The sequence below is a fragment of the Couchioplanes caeruleus genome (assembly GCF_023499255.1).
Lineage (GTDB): Bacteria > Actinomycetota > Actinomycetes > Mycobacteriales > Micromonosporaceae > Actinoplanes > Actinoplanes caeruleus_A.
On sequence record NZ_CP092183.1, the window covers coordinates 7,014,668 to 7,035,590 of the forward strand.

The 20,923-nt window shown below is 72.3% G+C and carries 16 protein-coding genes, 1 tRNA gene and 1 pseudogene; 6 read left to right on the forward strand and 12 right to left on the reverse strand.

Features of this window, described 5'->3' with window-relative positions:
* Positions 1-392 precede the first annotated feature (392 nt).
* The 8 genes and pseudogenes from COUCH_RS32350 to ssb form a co-directional block, all read right to left on the reverse strand.
* A complete protein-coding gene (locus COUCH_RS32350) occupies positions 393-599 on the reverse strand; it encodes a hypothetical protein (protein WP_249608972.1) in 207 nt (68 codons plus the stop codon).
* 41 nt (positions 600-640) lie between these two features.
* Positions 641-2,317, reverse strand: a complete 1,677-nt coding sequence (locus COUCH_RS32355; RefSeq protein WP_249608973.1) for an FAD-dependent monooxygenase — start codon at positions 2,315-2,317, stop codon at positions 641-643.
* A gap of 82 nt (positions 2,318-2,399) precedes the next feature.
* Positions 2,400-3,740: pseudogene (locus COUCH_RS32360) on the reverse strand (dipeptidase); the annotation flags it as partial.
* Between the two features lie 62 nt (positions 3,741-3,802).
* Complete coding sequence (locus COUCH_RS32365; RefSeq protein WP_249608974.1) at positions 3,803-4,882, reverse strand: M48 family metallopeptidase; 1,080 nt, start codon at positions 4,880-4,882, stop codon at positions 3,803-3,805.
* A gap of 60 nt (positions 4,883-4,942) precedes the next feature.
* On the reverse strand, positions 4,943-5,527 hold the full coding sequence (locus COUCH_RS32370) for a uridine kinase family protein (protein ID WP_249608975.1): 585 nt from the start codon (positions 5,525-5,527) through the stop codon (positions 4,943-4,945).
* Positions 5,520-7,055 carry a cobyric acid synthase gene (locus COUCH_RS32375; RefSeq protein WP_249608976.1) on the reverse strand — a complete coding sequence of 512 codons (1,536 nt, stop codon included), beginning with the start codon at positions 7,053-7,055 and terminating at the stop codon, positions 5,520-5,522. The genes COUCH_RS32370 and COUCH_RS32375 overlap by 8 nt, the downstream gene beginning before the upstream one ends.
* Positions 7,052-8,020, reverse strand: coding sequence for a cobalamin biosynthesis protein (locus COUCH_RS32380; RefSeq protein ID WP_249608977.1), 969 nt, complete (start codon positions 8,018-8,020; stop codon positions 7,052-7,054). The genes COUCH_RS32375 and COUCH_RS32380 overlap by 4 nt, the downstream gene beginning before the upstream one ends.
* 843 nt (positions 8,021-8,863) lie before the next feature.
* Positions 8,864-9,661 (reverse strand): single-stranded DNA-binding protein, encoded by a 798-nt coding sequence (ssb, locus tag COUCH_RS32385; protein WP_249608978.1) that lies wholly within the window; start codon positions 9,659-9,661, stop codon positions 8,864-8,866.
* A 171-nt stretch (positions 9,662-9,832) separates the two neighbouring features.
* Between ssb and COUCH_RS32390 the strand changes: the two genes are divergently transcribed.
* Both COUCH_RS32390 and COUCH_RS32395 read left to right on the forward strand, forming a co-directional pair.
* A complete protein-coding gene (locus COUCH_RS32390; protein WP_249608979.1) occupies positions 9,833-10,951 on the forward strand; it encodes an alpha/beta hydrolase in 1,119 nt (372 codons plus the stop codon).
* Between the two features lie 48 nt (positions 10,952-10,999).
* Positions 11,000-11,072, forward strand: a tRNA-Arg gene (locus COUCH_RS32395).
* 515 nt (positions 11,073-11,587) lie between these two features.
* Here the strand turns inward: COUCH_RS32395 and COUCH_RS32400 are convergent.
* The 3 genes from COUCH_RS32400 to COUCH_RS32410 form a co-directional block, all read right to left on the reverse strand.
* A complete protein-coding gene (locus tag COUCH_RS32400) occupies positions 11,588-12,052 on the reverse strand; it encodes a VOC family protein (protein ID WP_249608980.1) in 465 nt (154 codons plus the stop codon).
* Positions 12,053-12,125: 73 nt separating this feature from the next.
* Positions 12,126-13,913, reverse strand: a complete 1,788-nt coding sequence (locus COUCH_RS32405; RefSeq protein ID WP_249608981.1) for a sensor histidine kinase — start codon at positions 13,911-13,913, stop codon at positions 12,126-12,128.
* Entirely contained in the window at positions 13,906-14,589 is a 684-nt protein-coding gene (locus COUCH_RS32410; RefSeq protein WP_249608982.1) for a response regulator transcription factor, read from the reverse strand. Before COUCH_RS32410 ends, COUCH_RS32405 begins: the two co-directional genes overlap by 8 nt.
* 102 nt (positions 14,590-14,691) lie before the next feature.
* Between COUCH_RS32410 and COUCH_RS32415 the strand changes: the two genes are divergently transcribed.
* Genes COUCH_RS32415 through COUCH_RS32430 form a run of 4 tightly spaced genes read left to right on the forward strand, consistent with a single transcriptional unit; the run spans position 14,692 to position 18,188 of the window.
* On the forward strand, positions 14,692-15,264 hold the full coding sequence (locus COUCH_RS32415; RefSeq protein ID WP_249608983.1) for a hypothetical protein: 573 nt from the start codon (positions 14,692-14,694) through the stop codon (positions 15,262-15,264).
* On the forward strand, positions 15,248-16,303 hold the full coding sequence (locus COUCH_RS32420) for an HlyD family secretion protein (RefSeq protein ID WP_249608984.1): 1,056 nt from the start codon (positions 15,248-15,250) through the stop codon (positions 16,301-16,303). The genes COUCH_RS32415 and COUCH_RS32420 overlap by 17 nt, the downstream gene beginning before the upstream one ends.
* Positions 16,300-17,013: an ABC transporter ATP-binding protein gene (locus COUCH_RS32425; RefSeq protein ID WP_249608985.1), complete on the forward strand. Its 714-nt coding sequence runs from the start codon at positions 16,300-16,302 to the stop codon at positions 17,011-17,013. The genes COUCH_RS32420 and COUCH_RS32425 overlap by 4 nt, the downstream gene beginning before the upstream one ends.
* Positions 17,004-18,188 (forward strand): ABC transporter permease, encoded by a 1,185-nt coding sequence (locus COUCH_RS32430; protein ID WP_249608986.1) that lies wholly within the window; start codon positions 17,004-17,006, stop codon positions 18,186-18,188. Before COUCH_RS32425 ends, COUCH_RS32430 begins: the two co-directional genes overlap by 10 nt.
* Positions 18,189-18,198: 10 nt before the next feature.
* Here the strand turns inward: COUCH_RS32430 and rph are convergent, their stop codons facing one another.
* A complete protein-coding gene (gene rph / locus COUCH_RS32435) occupies positions 18,199-20,781 on the reverse strand; it encodes a rifamycin-inactivating phosphotransferase (protein WP_249613878.1) in 2,583 nt (860 codons plus the stop codon).
* Between the last annotated feature and the right edge of the window lie 142 nt (positions 20,782-20,923).

Here is a 20,923-nt window from a genome sequence, read left to right on the forward strand (position 1 = left end):
CAACGCCGGAACGCCGAGCGAGGCCGCAACGCCGAGCGACGCCGCAACGCCGAGCGACGCCGCAACGCCGAGCGACGCCGCAACGCCGAGCGACGCCGCAACGCCGAGCGACGCCGCAACGCCGAGCGACGCGGGGACGCCGAGCGGCTGAAGCTTGCCGGGCCGGCCATCCAGGGACATGGGGCCGGCCCGGTCGCCGCCGGGTCGGGGAGAACCCGGCAGCGGCGCCTGCCACCTTCGGGGAAGCCTCGTGGCGACGAGCCTTCCCGGGCGATGTCAGGCGTTGCGCCGCCGTCCGGGAGTTGCGGCCCGGATGGGAGGCGCGCCTGCCGGGGCACGGGAGGCCTTGGGGCGAAGGCTCGGGTGACACGGCAGGGTGGGACATGATGAGGTCAGGCGGCCAGCGGCTCGGTGATGCGGAAACCGCGGGCTCGTACGGCGTCGGCGACGCGGCTCAGTTGCGCGTCGAGATGGCACAGGGCGGCGGAGAGCTCCGCCAGCTGGTCGGTGAGCATGGTGTCGTCCCACCCGGAGACGTCGACGTCCCCCAGAGCACTGCCGGCGGCGCGGAGCGCCTGAATGGCATCATTCGAACTCATGTTCGAATCCTAACAGGATTGATCTCCGCGGCGCAGCAGACTCACCCGTTCGGAACGTCACGCCCTTCCACGGGCCTTTCCACGGCGCTCTCGGTGGGGGGCGGCATGGCGCGGCCGAACGCCTCAACGCCCTCCGCGGGCGACGGCAGGGCGCGGCCCAACGCCTCAACGCCCTCCGCGGGCGACGGCACGGCGCGGCCGGACGGCGCGGGCGACGGCATGGCGCGGCCGGACGGCGCGGGGGGTGGCATGGCGCTGCGGAACACCTCGGCGGCCTCCCCCGGCGGCGCGGCGGCTGCCACGAACCCGTCGGGGCGTACGAGGTAGAGGATTCCCGGCCGCAGGGGTGTCTGTGGGGCTGCGGCGAAGACGTGCACCGGTAAGCCGAGGTCCGGGATGGAGCCCGGCTTCCCGTACGCGTGAATCTGCCATTCCAGCGCCCGCAGAGCCGCGAAGTTGTCCCCGGCCCACGCGAGCCGCCGCCCCACCACGGGATCGCGGGGCGCGCCGGGGAGCATCGGGTAGCGGATGCGGATCTGGCTCACGTACTCGAAGAAGCGGGAGCCACCAGACACCCGGGGCAGGAGCCGTACGGCGATCGGGGCGACGAGCGGCACGGCAGCGCGACGTACGGCACGCAGCCACACCCGTTGCGAGGTCACGAAGCCGAACAGCCTGTCCGTGGTCGCGACGAGCGTACGCGCGACCGGGCGCCGTTCCGCCGCATAGCGGTCGAGCCACGCCTCGCCGGCCCGGCCGTGGATGACGTCGGCGAGCTTGAACGCCAGGTTGTGCGCGTCCTGCAGGCCCGTGTTCATGCCCTGACCACCGACCGGCGAGTGGACGTGGGCGGCGTCACCGGCGAGGAAGAACGGGCCGTCGCGGAAGGCCGCCGCCACTCGGTGGTGGACCCGGTATGTCGCGAACCAGCGCGAGTCGGCGTACGTGACGGCGAATTCGCGGCGCATCCGGGAGCGGGCGTCGTCCTCCCCCACCTTGCCGTCGCCGTCGTCGTCACGGACGAGCCCGATGAGCCGCCAGTTGCCCCGGCCGTTCATCGGGAAGGCGAGCAGGAAGTCGCTGCCGCCCGGCCGTACGTTGATCGAGCCGTCGACGAGACCGCCGACACCCGCCGCGTCGATCACGTAGAACAGGTGCGGGTTGGTGACTCCTTCGAAGGCGATGTCGCGGGACTTGCGCACGATCGAGGTGGCCCCGTCCGCGCCGACGCAGTAGCGAGCGGTCACCGTCTCGCCGCCGACGATCGCCTCCACACCGCCCGGCCCGGCCGTGAGCCGGGTGACCGGCGACTCCCATCGGACCGAACCACCGAGGGCCCGCAGGTTCTCGTAGAGGATCTCCTCGTTGCGGCTCTGCTCGAGAACCTGGATCCACGGGTACGGCGTGACGCTCCCGCCGAGGGGTCCGAGCGGGATCCGGCCGAACACGCGGTTCCGGAAGCCCGGCGCCAGAGCCTCGGCCCGGCGCGCAGCCGCGAGGACCTTGTCGGCGATGCCGAGCTGGTCGTACACCTCGATGCTGCGCGCCTGCACGACCAGGGCGCGGGACTCGCGGGTGGGCCCCTGCTTGCCGTCCGCGACGATGACCCGGACGCCGAGCTTCACCAGCCAGTTCGCCAGCATCAGACCGGTGGGTCCGGCGCCGACCACCAGGACGTCGCAGCTGTGCCGGGGAGCGCCCGGGCCCGGGACCGTCATGTCACACGCCGTCCCCCGGAGCCGCCGCACCGCCGGAAGAGGCCGCCGTGCCCCCGCCACCCGCCGCGCCGCCGGAAGAAGCCGCGGCGGCAACGTTGTGCAGCAGGAGGGCTTCGGCGAGGCAGACGCGGGCGAACTCGCCCAGGTGCAGGCTCTCGTTGGGGCCGTGCGCGTTCGCGTACGGGTCTTCCACGCCGGTCACCAGGATCGCCGCCTGCGGGAACAGCTCCTGGAAGGTGGCGATGAACGGGATCGAGCCGCCCACGCCCATGTCCACCGGTTCCACGCCGTCCCAGGCGGTCGCGAAGGCGGAGCGCGCCGCGTCGTACGCCGGGCCGCTCGCGTCGATGACGCACGGCATGCCGCCGCTCTCCAGGGTCACCTCGACGTGCGCGCCCCACGGCACGTACTTCTCGAGGTGGGCCCGGACCGCCGCGTACGCCGAGGTCGGGTCGTCGCCGGGCGCCAGCCGTACGCTCAGCTTGGCCTTCGCCTTCGGCACCAGGGCGTTGGGCGCCTCGTTGGTCTTCGGGGCGTCGATGCCGAGCACCGAGATCGAGGGCTTGGTCCAGATGCGGTCGGTGAGCCGGCCGCTGCCGATGAGCTTGACCCCGTCGAGGATCCCGGCTTCGTGGCGGAGCCGGTCCTCGGGGTAGTCGACCGTGGCCGCCTCGCGTCCGACCAGCCCGTCCACCGCGACCTCGCCCTGGTCGTCGTGCAGCGTGCTGATGAGGCGGGACAGGACGGTGAGGGCGTCCGGCACCGGGCCGCCGAACATGCCGCTGTGCACGGCGCTCCGCAGCACGCTCACCTCGACGAAGCAGTTGACGAGGCCGCGCAGCGAGGTGGTCAGGGCCGGCGTCCCGATGTCCCAGTTGCCGGAGTCGGCGATCACGATGACGTCGGAGCGCAGCAGCTCCTTGTGGGTCTCCAGGAGCTCGTCGAGCGAGTCGGAGCCGTATTCCTCCTCGCCCTCGATGAAGAGCACCACCCCGACCGGCAGCTCGTCACCGAACGCGCGCAGCGCCGCGACGTGCGCCATCACGCCGGCCTTGTCGTCGGCGGCACCGCGACCGTAGAGGCGCCCGTCGCGCTCCACCGGCTCGAAAGGCTCGCTCTGCCACAGCGCGGGGTCGCCCGCCGGCTGCACGTCGTGGTGCGCGTAGAGCAGCACGGTCGGCGCGCCGGCCGGCGCCGGCCGGTGGCCGATCACGGCCGGCTGACCGCCGCCCCGGACGATCTGGACCTCCAGGCCGCACCCGCGCAGCAGCTCGGCGACCGCCTCGGCGGACCGCTCGACGTGCGAGTGGTCGAAGCCGTCGAACGCGATCCCGGGGATGCGGACCAGCCGTTCGAGGTCGGCGCGGACTCCGGGCAGCTCCCGCGCGATCGCGGCGCGCAGGTCGTCTTCAGTGAGGCTCATGAGCCGATCCTAGGCCCGCGCGCCGGGTCGGTGCGGGGCCGAGCGAGCGGCCTGTGGACAACTCAGCTGGACGAGGACGGGGGCGGCGGAGGGGCGTCGTCGCCGCGGCGCCGGCCCGTGCCGGAGGCCCAGTCCCGGGCACCGCGCGCGGCCGACCCGGCCAGGTCGGCCGCCCCGTCGCCGAGCTTGCGCAGCAGGCCCACGAGCGGGTCCTGCGAGGTGCTGAACGTCTCGCGGTACGAGTCGGCGGCCGCCTTGATGTCGTCGGTGACCGAGGCGTTGCCGTCGGAGTCGCGACGCGGGTAGTCACCTTCGAGGATCCGCGCGTAGTCGCCGGAGTCGACCCATTTGCGCAGCTCCGACGCCCGCGCCACGGGCACGGGGTGGCTGCTCCACGCGGTCATGCCGATCTTGTGGATGCTGTCGCGCAGGTCGCCGCCGCTCTCGTACTCGACTGCCTGCTCGAGGAACGCGGCGGTGTCGATCTGGGAGAGGTCGCCGCCGCCGGCCAGCTTCATCAGCAGCCGGGTGGACGCCGCGGGGTCCTGGCCGGCTAGGAGCCCGGCCCGGTCGGCGGACAGCTCGGCCTTGCGCCACCACTCGAACATCGCGGCGATGATGGCCCGCAGCGCAATCGCGCCGACCGGCAGCCAGCTCAGGTTCGCGGCCCACCGGGTCAGGATCATCATGATCGTCTTGTAGACCGCGTGACCGCTGCGGACGTGGCCGATCTCGTGGCCGAGCAGCGCACGCAGCTCGTCGTCGTCGAGCTTCTCCACGGCGCCGGTGGTGATGACCACGAACGGCTTGTCCATGCCGACGGCCTGGCCGTTGATGATCGGGTCCTGGGTGACGTACAGGTCCGGGAGCTCGGCCACGTCGAGGGTGGCGGCGGCCTCCGTGAAGCGCTGATAGACGCGCGGATACTGCCGGTGGTCGACGCGGATGGAGCTGGCGAGGAACTGCAGGCGGAAGCCCCGCTCGTTCCACATGCCGAAGAACGTCTTCACCACGTCGTCGAAGCCGCGCAGCTCCCGCAGCGCGGTGAGCGCTCCGCGGTCGGCGGGGTGCTCCCACGCCCGGGAACTGATGCCGGTCAGCGTGACCCGTCGCCGCGTCGGCCGGTTGTCGTCGGTCGTCATCGTCCGTCCCCGTTCCCGCTGCTCACACAGCTGATCGTGGCCCATTGCGGCGCCGTGAGGCTACAGCCGTTCGTACCCCTCGCCGGATCCTTCCGCCGCCCCGTCGATCACCAGGTCGACGTGCGCGGCGGTCGCTTCGGCGGCGAAGTGCCCGTCCTCAGCGGCGCGCCAGCGCTCAAGGTACGCCCGGTAGGCAACATCATCCGCGCCATCGCGTGCCAAAACCCGCCGCCACCGCAGATCGGCGGGCGCGGTCACGAAAATCGAATACGACAGCTCCGGACGGATCGCCCGGCGCGCCGACGTCACCCCTTCGACGAGTACGGCCGCAGCAGGCTCGACGGTCACCGGAACCCCGCCGAACGTCCGCCGATGCCAGAGGTAGCGCAGATATGTGGCGGGACGGCCCCGCCGCAGCGGCTCCAGCACCTGCTCCTCGAGGCGCGGCCAGAAGGTGAACTGGTCCTCCCAGCCGTCGAGCAGGTCGTCGGTGTGCACGACCGGCACGTCGGCGGCCTTGGCGAGCCGGTCGGCGAACCAGCTCTTGCCGGCGCCGCTGGGCCCGTCGATCGCCACAAGCCGTACGGGCCCGAGCCGGGGCTCGGTCGCGAGGATCCGCGCGGCGAGCTCCGCGAAGCTATGCACCGGGCGCTCCGGGCGGTACGAACGGCAGCCCGGTGGACGGCCCGTCCTCGATCAGACGCCACAGCGCGTCGGTGTCCAGGTGCTCCTCGACCAGGTCGCCCAGGGCGTCGAGGGCGCGTTCCCGCACCTCCGCGAAGCGCGTGTCCGGCGCCACGACGAACCCGTGCCGCCCCGCCTTGCGCGCGGCCTCGGTGAGGAAGCGGCGCCGGAACTCGTCCGACTCGAACGCGCCGTGCCAGTGCGTGCCGCAGACCGGGCCGACCACGGCCCCCTCGGGCGTGCCGTCCGTGTACCGCAGGAGTGGCTCGGGCATGCCCGTGGAGACGTACCCGTGGTGGATCTCGTAGCCGCTCACCGGGACCTCACCCCAGGCCGCGCCGCGCGACCGGGCCAGCGTCTTGCGCTGCCTGAACGTGATCTCGACGGGCAGCAGGCCGAGGCCGGGCACGGAGCCGCGGCGGCTCTCCACCTCGTCGTGGATGGTCTCGGAAAGCATCTGGAAACCGCCGCAGATGCCGACCAGGGGTTTCCCGGAGGCGGCGTGCGCACGGACCGCGTCGGCGAGACCGGTCTCGCGCAGCCAGGCCAGATCGCTGACGGTCGCCTTGGAACCGGGCAGCACGACCAGGTCCGCGTCGGCGATCTCGGCCGGCTCGATGGTCAGCCGCACCTGCACGCCGGGCTCGGTGGCGAGCGCCTCGGCGTCGGTGGCGTTGGAGATCCGTGGCAGGCGCACCACGGCGACCCGCAACCATTCCGTGCCGCGCGGTGGCCCCGGCCGGCCGAGCATCCGCCCGTACGCGAGGGAGTCCTCGGCGTCGAGCCACACGTCGAGGTCGAACGGCAGCACGCCGTGCACCGGCCGCCCGGTGGCGGTGGTGATCATGTCGAGTCCCGGCCGCAGCAACCCGGGATCGCCGCGGAACTTGTTGATGATGAAGCCGTTGACCAGCGCCTGGTCCTCGCGGCTGAGCAGCGCGACCGTGCCGAAGAGAGCCGCGAAGACGCCCCCGCGGTCGATGTCACCCACGACGACCGCGGGCAGGCCGGCCTGCCGGGCCAGCCCCATGTTCACGAAGTCGCCGTCCCGCAGGTTGATCTCGGTGGGGCTGCCCGCACCCTCGCAGATCACGGCGTCGTACTCGCCGCGCAACTCGGCCAGAGCGGCATGGGCGACCTCCGCGAGCCGCGGCCGCATGGTCCGGTAGTTGCCGGCGCTCACGGTGTCGATCGCCTCGCCGAGCAGGACGACCTGGCTCGACAGGTCACTGCCGGGTTTGAGCAGTACCGGATTGAAGCGGATGTCCGGCGCGATCCCGCACGCGGCGGCCTGCATGGCCTGAGCGCGCCCGATCTCGCCGCCGCGCCCGCCGGCGCCGACCACGACGACGGAGTTGTTGGACATGTTCTGCGCCTTGAACGGCGCGACCTTGACGCCCCGGCGGTGCAGCCACCGGCAGATCCCGGCCGTGACGACACTCTTGCCGGCGTCGGACGTCGTCCCGGCCACCAACAGTCCACCGCTCACCGGTGTCCCCTCCCCGCGCGGGCCAGTGCGATGCCGGCACCGATGACAGCCGCGGCGAGCCCGACAGCGCCGGACACCCGCGCGGCCTTGCGCACGTGCGTCGCCGAAGGCCGGGGTCCGTCGCCCAGGAACGGCCGGGTTTCCGTACGCCCGAAGTAGACGTTCCGTCCCCCCAGCCGCACGCCCAGCGCCCCCGCCATCGCGGCCTCGCACTGTCCGGCGTTCGGACTGGGGTGATCGTTGCGATCCCGCCGCCACACCCGCAACGTCTCGGCGGGCCCACCGCCGGCCACCGGAGCGGCAACGATGGTCAGGACGCCGGTCAGCCGCGACGGAACCAGATTCAGTACGTCGTCGAGGCGCGCGGACGCCGTGCCGAAGCGGGCGTACCGCGCGGAGCGATGGCCGACCATCGCGTCGAGCGTGTTCGCCGCCCGGTAGCCGAGAAGCCCGGGCAGGCCGGCCACTCCGCCCCAGATCAGCGGAGCCACCACGGCGTCCGACGTGTTCTCGGCGACGGACTCGACGGTGGCACGGGCCAGCTCCGGCTCGTCCAGCGCCGAGGGGTCGCGCCCGCACAGGTGACCCAGCCGTCCCCGCGCCGCGCCGAGGTCGCCGCGTTCCAGGTGACCGGCCATGACCGCGGCCTCGCGGCGCAGCGTACGGCCACCCAGCACGGTCCAGGTGGCGACGGCGACCAGGGCTGCCCGGGCCCACGGCCACCGCCGGGTGGTTCTCGCGAGGGCGGCTCCGGCCACGACGGGAACGCCGGCGGCGATGAGGGCGTACGCGGTCCCGGCACGCCGTGTCGGAGCGTGGAGGCGCCGCTCCAAGGCTGCGGCCGCCTGCCCGAAGCCGGCGACGGGGTGGAAGCGGCGGGGATCGCCGAGGAGGGCGTCCAACGCGTACCCGGCCAGGATGCCGGCGGCGTCGGCTGTCGCCGCGGCTCGCCTTGCTCGTTCCATCCGCACCACCCTAGTGAGTCGTTCCCGCTCCTGCGGTGCGCCACCTTGCGAGGTGGCTGCAGGTCACATGCGGCTTGCCGGCGCCGCCGTAGGGCCGGACGCACCGAGCTCCGGCCCCGGCCCGCGTGCCGGCCACCGGCTCGCCATCGGAGCCGGCGGCCGGCGGGTTTCTGCCCGCCCGGCCCCTCCTGCGCACGCCGCCGGGCAGGCCTGCCCCCACCGCTGCTCGGGGGACAGAACGGTGGGCGTGCGGACGGACGCTGACCATCGAGCAACCGTCCGCCGCCGTGGGGGCGCCCACGCGAGAACGGACCCCGGCCGGAGACCGGCCGCCGCCGGGTGCCAGTACGGCGGCGGCCGGCCGGTTGCTGTCCCCAGGGCTCCGCGCCGCCTTGCCGAGGAGCGCGGGCCCGTTCCCGGATGCCGATGCGGGACGGGGACAGCTCGGCGAACGGCCGGACAGCCGTTCACCCACCGGTGGGCGTCGTCCTCACCGCCGACTCCACCGGTCGTTCTCAAGGGGTGCCCGGCCGCCACCGCGCGTGGGGGCGGCGACGACCGGGTCCCGGCCGCTCGCCCGCCCACGGGCGACGAGCGGCTATGCCGTCCGGGTGGGTGCGACCACCGGGAACCCACCCGGACGGGCCGGTCACCCGCGCTCGACCCCCAGCGCAGGGCTCCCGGCTGCCAGCCCGCGCGTCGCTTCCCCGCCGGGCCGTACGGCGGCTGCCGCGGAGGTCGGCGCGCACCGGACCGGCCGGGCGTGAACGGGAAGGGCGTGGGCTGGTCGGTACCGCCGCTCCGCGCGTTCACGGGGAGAGGTGAATCGCGGAGCGGCGGCGCTCAGGCCGCGACCGGCTGGCGGCGCGGGGCTCGGGCGCGTACCCGGCGCGGCGACGGCGCCTCGGCCGCCGACGGACCGGCGTCCGGAGCCGGTTCCGCACCGGTCGGCTCGACGGTGCCGGTCAGCTGCAGCTGCTCGGGAGCGGGCCCGGCGGCGGAGCCGGGAACGGAACTCGGGGAACCCGTGGCGGCCGTCGCGTCCGGAGGCAGGGTGATGCCCGTGTCGAACGGCTCGAACCCGCCGCCGCGGAGCGCCGCCACCGGGTCGAAGCCCTCCGGCGACCGGGCCGGGACGTCCTCGAAGGTGGGCTCCTCGCCGTCCGGCACGCCCTCGCCGTACACGGCCGGTGCCTCACTGTCCGGGATCGGTGCGGCCACCTCGCCGCGGATCTTCTCCTCCGCCTCGGGGCTCTCGACCGCGGCCGTCGCGGCGGCCTTGCTCCGGAAGAACTTGGCCCGGCCGCGGGACAGGTCGTGGCCGACGGAGACGGCTTCCATCTCGTACGTCGTGCGCAGGTTGCCCTCGTTGTCGGTCCAGTCACGCGTGTAGAGGCGTCCCGTCACGATCACCGGGTCGCCGACGGTCACCGAGGAGGCGACGCCCTCGGCGAGCCGGCGCCAGCAGTTGACGCGTACGCGAAGGTGGTTGCCGTCCACCCACCGGCCGGTCTCCCGGTCGAGCCGGCGCGCCGTCGACGCGACCCGGAAGTTGGCCACGAGCGTGTTGGAGCTCGCCGTGCGGCGCCACTCCGGAGCGGTCAGCACGTTGCCGATCACGACAATGTTGGTGTCGAACATCGCTTCTCCTCAATCGGTCGAAGTTCGTGGGGTGCAGCCTGCCCCGGGTGGCTGCCGGGACGCCGGAGAAGATGCGCCGGCCTGTGGACAGCGCCGCGATGGGGAAAAGTCCGCAAGATCGCCAGAATTTGGTATGGCGCAGGTAGCCCTACGCGTGGGTAACCTGGCGACGTGGAGATCGACGTCCTGGGCCCGCCGTACGAGCGACACACCATCGACCTCGGCACCGACGACGAGGGCGCGGTCGTCGCGACCCTGGTCCGCCGCCGCGCCGAGGTCCCGACCCGCCGTGCGGTGCTGTACGTGCACGGCTTCGTCGACTACTTCTTCCAGACCCACCTGGCGGACTTCTTCGTCGAACGCGGCTGGGACTTCTACGCGCTCGACCTGCGCAAGTACGGCCGCAGCCTGCTCCCCCACCAGACCCCGAACTTCGCGCGGAGCCTCACGGAATACTTCCCGGAGCTGGACGAGGCGGCCCGCATCATCCGCGAGGACGACGGCCACGACCAGATGCTCGTCGCCGGCCACTCCACGGGCGGCCTGATCACGTCCCTGTGGTCGCACGCGCGCCACGACCGCGGCATCGTCGACGGACTGTTCCTCAACAGCCCCTTCTTCGACTTCAACGTGCCCTGGGTCCTGCGCCGACCGCTGATGAGCATCGTCGGGAAGACCAGCTCCCGGAACCCCTACCGCGTCCTGCCGATGAGCACCCTCGGCCTCTACGGCCAGAGCCTGCACGCCGAACACCGCGGCGAATGGACGTACGAATTGAAGTGGAAACCGGTCCTCGGCTTTCCCGTCCGCACAGGCTGGCTGGAAGCAATCCGCCGCGGCCAGGCTCGGCTGCGCGCGGGACTGTCGATCGACGCCCCCGTTCTGGTCGCGTGCTCCACGCGTACGTTCCGGGGTAGAGACTGGAGCGAAGACGCCAGGGTGACCGACACGGTTCTCGATGTGGAACACATCGTCCGCTGGGCGCCGCGACTGGGCCCGCGCGTGACCATCACCCGTTTCGACGGCGGCATGCACGACCTCACGCTGTCGGGCCGCCAGGTGCGCGACGAGGTCTTCCGCGAACTGGGCCGCTGGGTCGACGCCTTCATCCCGCCGAAGGGAACCCCACAGGAACACATCCCGCCGGCACCGGAAGACACCCCGGAAGGCATCGCGGCCGTCGAGGCCGAGGTCGCCGCTTCCACGGGTACGGCGGGCAGCGACGCACAGCCGTCGGCGAGGAAGCAGCCGGGCGGCCCAGGAGACAAAGCGGACGCCACGACGGCCTGACATCCGGCTCGCCACGACGGCGGCGGGACTCTAGGATGTGCTGGCCAGGCGCTCGTAGCTCAGCGGATAGAGCAACGGACTTCTAATCCGTCGGTCGCAGGTTCGAATCCTGCCGGGCGCGCCTTTCCTCCGTTCCTGGGATGTCGAAAACCACCTCGTGGTGGACGACATGGTGGTCCCATCGGGACAGCGCCCGTTGCGCGGCGTTCTGGACGACCGCGATGTTGGGATCGGCGCCCGCGAATGCCTGAACCGATTCCATGTCGGTGAAGAACGTGATGGAGGTGAACTCCACCTCGTCGCCTGCTTTGCGGCGGAGCAGCCGGCCGCCGCGGAAGCCCGCGACCCGATTCAGCAGTTCGGCGACCTCGGTTTCGTATTGACTCTGGTATTCGTCCGCTGTCGCGCTCGGCGCCCAGCCCCGCCACGTCCGCGCGATCATCCCGCGGGCACCAGGGGTGCGTGCGGGTTCAGGTCGTGCCTCTCCCTGGCCGGGTCTTGCCTGGCCGCGTGGCCCGCTTCGCTGCGCCTCATCGAACCTCCTACTGAAACAGTCGTTTCAGTAGGAGGCTATCGAGGTGACGGAATCAACACCATCCCCGTCGAAGCGAGGTGGCCACGGAAAACAGGCTCTGGTCAGCCGGCGTACGGGGCCGCCACGTCCAGAATCCACGTGACGCCGAAGCGGTCCGTGAGCATCCCGAAGCCCGGCGCCCACTGCGACGGCCCGTATTTGTCGATGACCTCGGCGCCGTCGGCGAGCTTGTCCCACAGCGCCGCCACCTCCTCGGCCGAGTCGCCGCGGACGGACACGAAGAACGGCTGCCCGGTCAGCGTCATGCCGTTCTCCCGAACCGTCGGGGCAGACGCCGCGGGAGCAGCAGCGGAGTGGCTGGGGATGTCGTACGCCATGATGTTGAATCCGTTGTCGGCCGTGACCTGGCCGAACACGACCTTGTCCGCGTCGGGCGCTTCCGGAGGCATGCCGAAGTCGCCGTACGCGACGACCGTGAGCCGGCCGCCGAACACGGACCGGTAGAACTCGAGCGCGGCGCGGGCGTCGCCGCGGAAGTTCAGGTGGGGAGTGGTGGTGATTGCCATTGCGGTGACTCCTCGAAGGTCATGGGTGGCTTCGGGAGCAAGATTCGCAGCGGTAGGTGCCAGGCTGTGGCACCTACTGAGGGTGAATCAACGGCAGCCGCAGGGTGAAGGTCGAGCCCTGACCCGGCGCGCTCCGCACGGACACCGTTCCGCCGTGTGCCTCGATCAGTTTGCGGACGATCGCCAGGCCGAGGCCACTCCCGCCGGTCTGCCGGCTGCGGGACTTCTCCGCCCGCCAGAACCGTTCGAAGATCAGATGCTGCTGGTCCGCCGGGATTCCGGATCCGGTGTCGGCCACGTCGATGACCAGGTCGGATCCTTGCGTACGGGCGGAGAGCGTGACCGAACCGCCCGGCGGGGTGTGCCGGATGGCGTTGGCGACGAGGTTGCCGACCGCCTGGCGCAGCCGGATGGGGTCCGCCGGCCAGGTCGTGGGCGGCGCCTCGGCACGCAGCGACACACCGCCCGCGGTGGCGGCGAAGGTGTCGGCGATCGACGTGAGCAGCTCCGACACCTCCACCTGCTGGAGGTGCAGGCGCAGCTCGCCCGCGTCGGCGGCCGAGAGGTCCTGCAGGTCGTCGATGACGTGCTGCAGGAGCAGCGCCTCCTCGAGCAGCGACCCGATCAGTTCCCTGTCGAGCGGCACCACCCCCTCGTCGGCCGCCTCGAGCCAGCCGCGGACGTTCGTCACCGGCGTACGCATCTCGTGGGCGATGTCGCCGACCATGGCCCGCCGCAGTCCCTCGATGTGACGGCGCTGCTCGGCCATGGCGTTGAAGGCGCTGCCGAGCCGGGCGATCTCGTCGTGCCCGGTGACGCGTACGAGCGCAGCGGTGTCGCCGTCCCGCAACCGGTCGGCCGCGGTGGTGAGGGCACGCAGCGGGCGCACGACGCGGATGCCGACCAGCACGGTGGCGCCGATCGTGACCAGCAGGACGAGACCGGCGACGCCGGCGATCCGGGCCTGGTTGGCCGGGGACAGGTCGAAGCCGCCGGCGGGTGACGGCGAGCGCGGGTCCAGCACGAACAGCAGCGCCGGCGGGGCCACGTACGCCGTGAGCTGCTCGCGACGCGCACCGGCGAGGCACGACTCCACCGCCCGGTAGTACGCGGAGTTGTCGCCGGTCACCTGCGTGGTGCTCCACCTGCCGCCCAGGCTGATCGCCACGGGGGCCCGGCGTTGCCGTTTGAGGCAGGCGTTGGTCGACGTGCCGAGCTGGTCGAGTGCGCGCTGCTCGGCCGCGGTGGGCTCGGCGAGAACGTTCAGTGCGTCGGCGCAGCGGGTCGGCGGGTACGGGTCGCTCGTCTCGACGCGGGGACGGCCGGTCGGCTCGCGGACGATCGTCGCCTGGGCGACGGCCGCCTGCACCACGGAGCCGTCCGTGGGGACGGTCCCGGTTCTCGGCGGTCCGGTCAGGCATTTCAGGGCAACGCCGGCCAGGCGGTCGAGTTCTCGGCGGTCCCCGTCGGACAGCAGGAAGGGCCCGACGGCGCGCCGGTCGATGCCGTCCGCGAGCGGGTCGACGGTCGCCGACGCCTGCTCGGGCAGCTGTGCACCGGCGGACTGGACGAGCGGCTGCCGGTCCGGGCCGGTCACCACGATGCGGCGGCCGGTGTTGTGCGCCAGCTCGCGCACCAGCGGACCCGCGCCGGCCCAGTCGCGGTGCGTCGCCGCGTACCCGAGCAACGCGTCGTAGATCTTCGCGCCGTCGGCCACGGCCTGGCCGCGTTCCTGCTGCACGGCCCGGGTGGTGACGCGTGCGGCAAGCCAGGCGGTGGCCGCCACGGAGAGCACCGACACCACGATCGACACGGCGAGCAACCGTACGAGCAGGCTGCTGCGGAGCCGCCGGTCAGCCATCGGCGATCTTGTAGCCGACGCCGTACACGGTGAGCAGGCGCACCGGGGTGCCCGGAGCCGGTTCGATCTTGCGGCGCAGGTTGAGCACGTGGACGTCGACCGTGCGTGCCGTCACGTACGAGTCGAAGCCGTGCAGGTGGCGCAGGAGCTGGTCGCGGGTGAAGACCCGTCCCGGCTGGCCGGCCATCACCTCGAGCAGGCGGAACTCGCCCGGGGTGCAGCCGACCTGCCGGCCGTCCACGCGCACCTCGTGGCGTACGGGATCGACCTCGAGCCCGCCGACCCGCAGCACCGGCGACGCGGCGACCGGCACCCGCGTGCGGCGCAGCAGCGTACGGATCCGGGCGGCCAGCTCGCGGGGGCTGTAGGGCTTGGTGAGGTAGTCGTCGGCACCGAGGTCCAGGCCGAGGAGCAGGTCGTCCTCGCTGCTGCGGGCGGTCAGCATGAGCACCGGCAGCTCCGACTCCCGCCGCAGCACCCGGCACACGTCCAGCCCGTCGACCCGCGGCATCATCACGTCGAGCACCAGCAGGTCGGGTGGGTTCCGGCGGATCTCGTCGAGGGCCGCGCGACCGTCGCCGACGACGGTCACCGCGTGACCCTCGTGTTCCAGGTAGCGGCGCAGCAGCTCCGCCTGCTTGGGGTCGTCCTCGGCGACGAGCAGCTTGGCAGTCACGCCGGGGAGTCTAGGACCGGCGCGGTACAGCACCGGGCGGCGAACGGAAGCACTACGCGATCACAACAGGACCATGACAAGTCGCCGCCAGACTCCCTGCCCATGAATCGCATCCGTCAGACGTCGTTCGTCGCCGCCGCACTGGTGCTGCTGAGCGCCTGCTCGTCAGGGAGCGCCGATCAGCAGCCGCCGGAGGTGGCGACGTTGGAGAGCGCCCCGGTGACCGCGGCCGCGTCCCGCGCCGCCGGGACACCGAAGGGCGTTCAGCTGCGCCTCGACATGACCGACGACGAGAAGGCGCGGTTCTGGGACGCGTACGGGGACTGCCTGTTCTCGCACGGCGTCAAGGAACGGTCGAAGGACAAGGATGCCATGGCACCGGCTGTCGGTACGGGCAAGCGCCTGCTCGACCCCAGCGGCGAGCCGAAGGCCGCGTACGCCGCCTGCGCCTCGCAGAAGCCGCTGGAACCGGTGGAGACCGACCCGGACCGCAACCCGAACTTCGCGGCGCAGTGGCAGGACAACGTGCGTTGCCTGCGCGACCACGGGCTCATGGTGCACGTGACCAAGCCCGGCGAGTGGACGTACGACAGCAGCGACACCCCGGTTCCCGACAACCAGCAGCAGCTCGAGCGGCAGTGCATGCTGGAGGCCTTCGGTGCGAAGAAGGACTAGCCTGCTGGCCGTCGCGCTGGCGATGGCCGGGGCCGGCGCGGGTACGGGCGCGGCCGTGGCGACCCTGCGCACCGGGCCACCGGCACCGCCGCAGGTGATCACCCCGTCGCTCGCCACGACGACGGTGCAGCGCGGGAACCTCTCCGACAGCAGGCTCGTCCCGGCCACGCTCGGCTTCGGCACGGCCCGCGAGGTGCGCAGCACCGGCACCGGTGTGCTGACCCGGCTGCCGAGGCCGGGTGCCGCCGTCCACCGCGGCGCCGAGCTGTTCCGCGTCAACGATCAACCCGTCGTGGTCCTCTACGGCGACACCCCCGTGTTCCGCCCGATCGACCGGGTCGGCATGACCGGCAACGACGTGCTGCAACTGCGCCGCAATCTGCGCGCGCTGGGCTACCCGAGCCGCGCCGGCAAGGCGGACACGGTCGACCAGCCGATGCTCGACGAGGTCAGGAAGTGGCAGCAGCGGCTCGGGGTGACGCCTCCCGGCGCGCTGCGACCCGGCCAGGTGGTGGTCGTGCCCGGCCCCGCCCGGGTCAGTGAGGTGCTCGCCGACCTCGGCGCCCCGGCGGGCGACGTCGTGCTGCGGACGACCGCGAAGTCCAAGGTGGTGACGATTCCCATGAGCGCCGGGGACGCTCGTACGGTCAAGCTCGGGGCCGAAGTGGCCGTGGTCCTGCCCGACGGCCGCGAGATACCCGGCAAGGTCAGCGCGATCAGCCGGTCGATCGTGTCGGGCGCCGACTCCCCCGACTCGGCCGAGCCGCCCAAACGCACCGTGACGGTGAAGCTGTCCGCCGGCAAGCGCCTGGCCGCGCTCGACGCCGCGCCCGTGCAGGTCCGCTTCACGACGGCGGCCCGCAAGAACGTGCTGATGGTCCCGGTCACCACGCTCGTCGCGCTCCGCGAGGGCGGGTACGCCCTGCAACGCCCCGGCGGCGGGCTGCTCGCGGCCAGAACCGGCGTGTTCGCGGGCGGCATGGTGGAGGTCAGTGGCCCCGGCATCACCGCGGGCCTGACGGTGGTGGACGCCCGATGACCGAGGTTCTCGCGCTGGAGCGGGTCACCCGGGAGTACCCGGGCGGGGTGACGGCCCTCGACGACGTCTCCCTGGTCGTGGCCCGCGGCGAGCTGCTGGGGATCGTCGGCCCCTCCGGCTCCGGCAAGTCGACGCTGCTCAACATCATGGGAACGCTCGACCTGCCGTCGCGTGGCACCGTACGCATCGGCGGCGAGGACGTCACGCGGCTCTCCGACCGCCGCCTGTCGGACCTGCGCGGCGCGCGGCTCGGCTTCGTCTTCCAGCAGTTCCACCTCGCCGAGGGCACCACCGCCACGGAGAACGTCGCGACCGGACTGCTCTACGCCGGGGTTCCGCGCCGCAGGCGCCGACGGCTGGCGGAGCAGGCCCTGGAGAGGGTCGGGCTGGGCCACCGCCTGCGGCACCTTCCCCACCAGCTGTCCGGGGGCGAGAAGCAACGCGTCGCGATCGCCCGTGCCGTGGTCAACGAGCCCGATCTGATCCTCGCCGACGAGCCGACCGGCGCGCTGGACACCGCGACCGGCGACTCGGTGCTGAACCTGCTGACCGAGCTGCACGCCGACGGCGCCACCATCGCGGTGATCACCCACGACGCGGACATCGCCGCTCGGCTGCCCCGGCGCGTCACCGTACGCGACGGCCGGATCGTCTCCGACCGGTCCGCCGGGGACGAGAAGCGCGCCGGAGGAGGCACCGAATGCGGCTGACACCGGTGGATGTCGTGCTCCTGGGACTGCACGGTCTGCGTACCCGGAAGGCCCGCGCCGCCCTGTCGGCCCTGGGCATCGCCATCGGGATCGCCACGATGGTCGTCGTGACCGGGGTTCCGGCCTCGAGCGGGCGGGCCCTGGACGCGCGGCTGGCCACGCTCGGCACCAACCTTCTCCGGGTGTACCCGGTGACCGCGGGCGATCAGCCGCAGCCCCTGCCGGCGGAGTCGATCGGCATGGTCCGCCGGATCGGGCCCGTCGCACAGGTCAGCGCGGTCGCCAACCTGCACACCGTGGCCCGCCGCTCCGACCGTGTCGACGAGCACGACGCCTCCGGCCTCACCGTGCTGGCCGGCCGTACGGATCTGCTCCCGGCGGTCGGCGCACGGCTGAGCTCGGGGCGCTTCCTGACCGATGCCACCGCGCGGTTCCCGGTGGCGGTTCTCGGGTGGGAGGCGGGATCCCGGCTCGGCGTCGCGACCGTGCGTCCGGGTGGGCCGTTGCCGCAGATCACCATCGGCAACCGCCGGTTCGTCGTCGCCGGGATCCTCGCGCCGGTGCCGCTCGCGCCCGACCTGGACACCTCGGTCGTGGTGGGGTGGGATGTCGCCGAGCGGGCCCTCGGCTTCGACGGCCACCCCACGGTCCTCTACGTACGCGCGGCCGAGGCGAACCTCGAGGACGTCCGGACGGTGTTGCCGGCCACCGTGAACCCGCGCCTGCCGGGGATGGTCGACGTCTCCCGGCCCTCGGACGCCCTCGCGGCCAAGCGGGCGACCGCGACGACCTTCGGGTCCCTGGTGCTCGGGCTGGCCGGCGTGGCGGTGCTGGTGGGAGCGGTCGGAGTGGCCAACACCATGGTCGTCTCGGTGCTGGAGCGACGCCGTGAGATCGGTCTCCGCCGCGCGCTGGGCGCCCGCCGTGGCCACATCCGCCTCCAGTTCCTGGCCGAGTCGACGGCGCTGTCCGTTCTGGGCGGGGTCGCCGGCACAGCGCTCGGCGCCGGCGCGGTCGTCGCGTACGCGATGTGGCACTCCTGGCCGGTCTCGATTCCCTCCTGGGTCGCGCCCGCCGGTCTCGGGGGCGCGACGGTCGTGGGAGTCGTCGCCGGCGTCTACCCCGCCGTACGCGCGGCCCGGCTGCCGCCCACCGAGGCGCTCGCATCCCCCTGACGCCGAGAGGTCACTGCAGGATCTCCACGTACCCGTCGGTTCCGTGTACGCGGATCCGCTGGCCGTCGCGGATCAGCCGGGTCGCGTCGGCCACCCCGACCACGGCCGGCAGCCCGTACTCGCGGGCGATCACCGCCCCGTGGGTCATGAGCCCGCCGACCTCCGTCACCAGGCCGGTGACCGCGACGAACAGCGGTGACCAGCTGGGGTCCGTGTACGCCGTGACCAGGATGTCCCCCGCCTCGAGGTCGGCCTCCGTCATGTCGAGGATGACCCGGGCCCTGCCCTCGACCGTCCCGCCGGACACCGCGATGCCGAGCAGCGCACCGGCCGGCGCGTCGTCGCGCCGGTACGACCCCGACAGCGCCTCGCCGTCGGACGTGAGCACCCGGGGCGGCGTGAGCTCCTCGGAAACGCGGAATTCGTCCTTGCGCCGGCGGATGAGGCGGTTGTCGGCCCGCCCGGTGGACACGGCGTCCCGCAGTTCCTGGAACGTCAGATAGAAGGCGTCTTCCGCCGTGTCGAGCACGCCGGCGTTCACAAGGCGCTCGGCCTCCGCCATCAAGGCCTGCTTGTAGATGAACAAGCGGCTGATGATGCCGTACTTCGGGTATTCGCGGTAGCCGATGAAAGTCCGGACCCGTTCGATCATCCGCTCGGTCTCGTCGGCTTTGCGCTCCCCGTCCGGCAGCGCCCGCAAGCGTTCCAGCACCTGCAGCCGCTTCTTCTCCGCTGCCTGCCGGCCCTGCTCGAACCGCCGTGCGGCGGCGCCGGGCTCGAACAGCTTGATGTTGTCGAGAATCAGGGGTACGAGCGTGGCCGGTCGTTCGCTCCAGCGCGGCCTCGTGATGTCGATCTCGCCGACGCAGCGCATGCCGTACCGGTCCAGATAGGTCTCGATGGCGTCACGCGCCTCGATTCCGCCGGGGATCGTCGGCAGCTCCTCGAGAAAACCGTCGTCCTCGACGTGCTGCAGGAATGCGGTCACCTCGGGATGCGGCCGGATCGCGTCCGCGACGTCGAGCAGCGCCAGGCCCATTTCCGACGTGATGTTGCCCGGCGCGGACAGGGTGAGCGTGTCGGCCGCGTTCCTCTCGCCCAGCCATTCCTCCAGCCGGTCGTTGAGCCACCAGGTGGCCTCCATTCCGGCCATGATCGCCTGCATGCTCAGCGGATCGGTCAGGACCCGCTTGTGCTCCGGGATCGCCTCCTCCACGAGGAAATCGAAGAGCGCCGGTCCCGTTCTCGTGCGGATGTCGTGCCGCAGCGCGGCGATCGACTTCTCGCTGCGTTCGATCAGCTCGTCGACGATGGCGGGATCGCTCTCGATCGGCGCGGGCGAACCACCGGCCGGCGGCGCGGCCGGAGCAGCGTCCGGGACGGCCGGGAGGAAGTCGCCCCGGGACAGGAGCGTCTCCAGCGCGTCCCGCATCAGCGGGTCGGACCGTCCGGCCAGGTCGAGGAAGGCGGCCCGGCCCGCGGCCGTGGCCAGGCGGCCGGTGGCGTCGACGAAAAGCCGGCCGCCGGCCTCGTGCATCGGTGCCATGGCGATCAGCTGCCACAGGGAGATGCCCAGAGGCTTCATCGCGTCGGTCATCATCTGCTGGTGGCCGACGGAGAGATAGACGCGGTTCTCGCTGTCGGCGGACCTGGGAACGGGGTACAGCGTGGTGATCGGCCGGCTCTGCACGATGTGGAAGTCACCGTCGGCGAGGCACCATTCGATGTCCTGAGGGCGCCCGAGGCGCGCCTCGATCCGGCGGCCCGCCGCCACGAGCCGCAGGACCTGCTCATCGCTCAACGCGGGCTGGTGCTGTCGTTCGGATTCGACGGCGCGCTCGTGCGTACCGCCCTCCGGAAGGGCATACACGGCGGTCTTCTTGACGGCGATCGTCCTGGCGATGATCTCGCCGTCACGCACGTGGTAGACGTCGGGATTCACCAGGCCGGAGACCAGTGCCTCGCCGAGACCGAAGCCGGCGTCCACCGCTGCGACCTTTCGGTTGCCCGTGACCGGGTCGGCCGTGAACAGGATTCCGGCGGCATCCGGGAAGACCATCTGCTGCACGACCACGGCCATGTGGACTTTCCGGTGGTCGAAGCCGTTCCGCAGGCGGTAGGTGACGGCCCGCTCGGTGAACAGCGAGGCCCAGCACCGTACGACGTGCCGGAGGATCGCCGCCGGCCCGATGACATTCAGATACGTGTCCTGCTGGCCCGCGAAGGAGGCCGTCGGCAGATCCTCGGCCGTCGCGCTGGAACGGACGGCGTACGCGGACTGCTCGCCGAGCCGGGCGACCGCTCCGGTGATCTCCGCCGCCAGGTCGTCCGGCACGTCGACCGTTTCCAGCGTCCGGCGAAGCTCCGCGCTCACCGTCCGGATCGCGTCCCGGTCATATATCGCCGGCCTGGACAGGCGATCCCACAAGGCGTCGATCGCGGGCACCGACGCGAGAATCCGCCGGTACGCATTCGTCGTGACGCAGAAACCGGCCGGCACGCGAATACCGTCGATCCGGGAGAGCTCCCCCAGCTGAGCACCTTTTCCGCCGACGACCGCGACCTGGTTCCCGTCGACGTCGTTCACATACATCACGTACTGCACGCAGTGCCCCCGTAGTCGCAAATGTGGCCTCAGCCGACGATTCTCCGCGACGACGGGGGCCTTGCCGCAAGCCCACCGGTCGGATATACGTTGAAGTGGGAGGAAGTCACCCGTAATGAAGCGTCCGGGG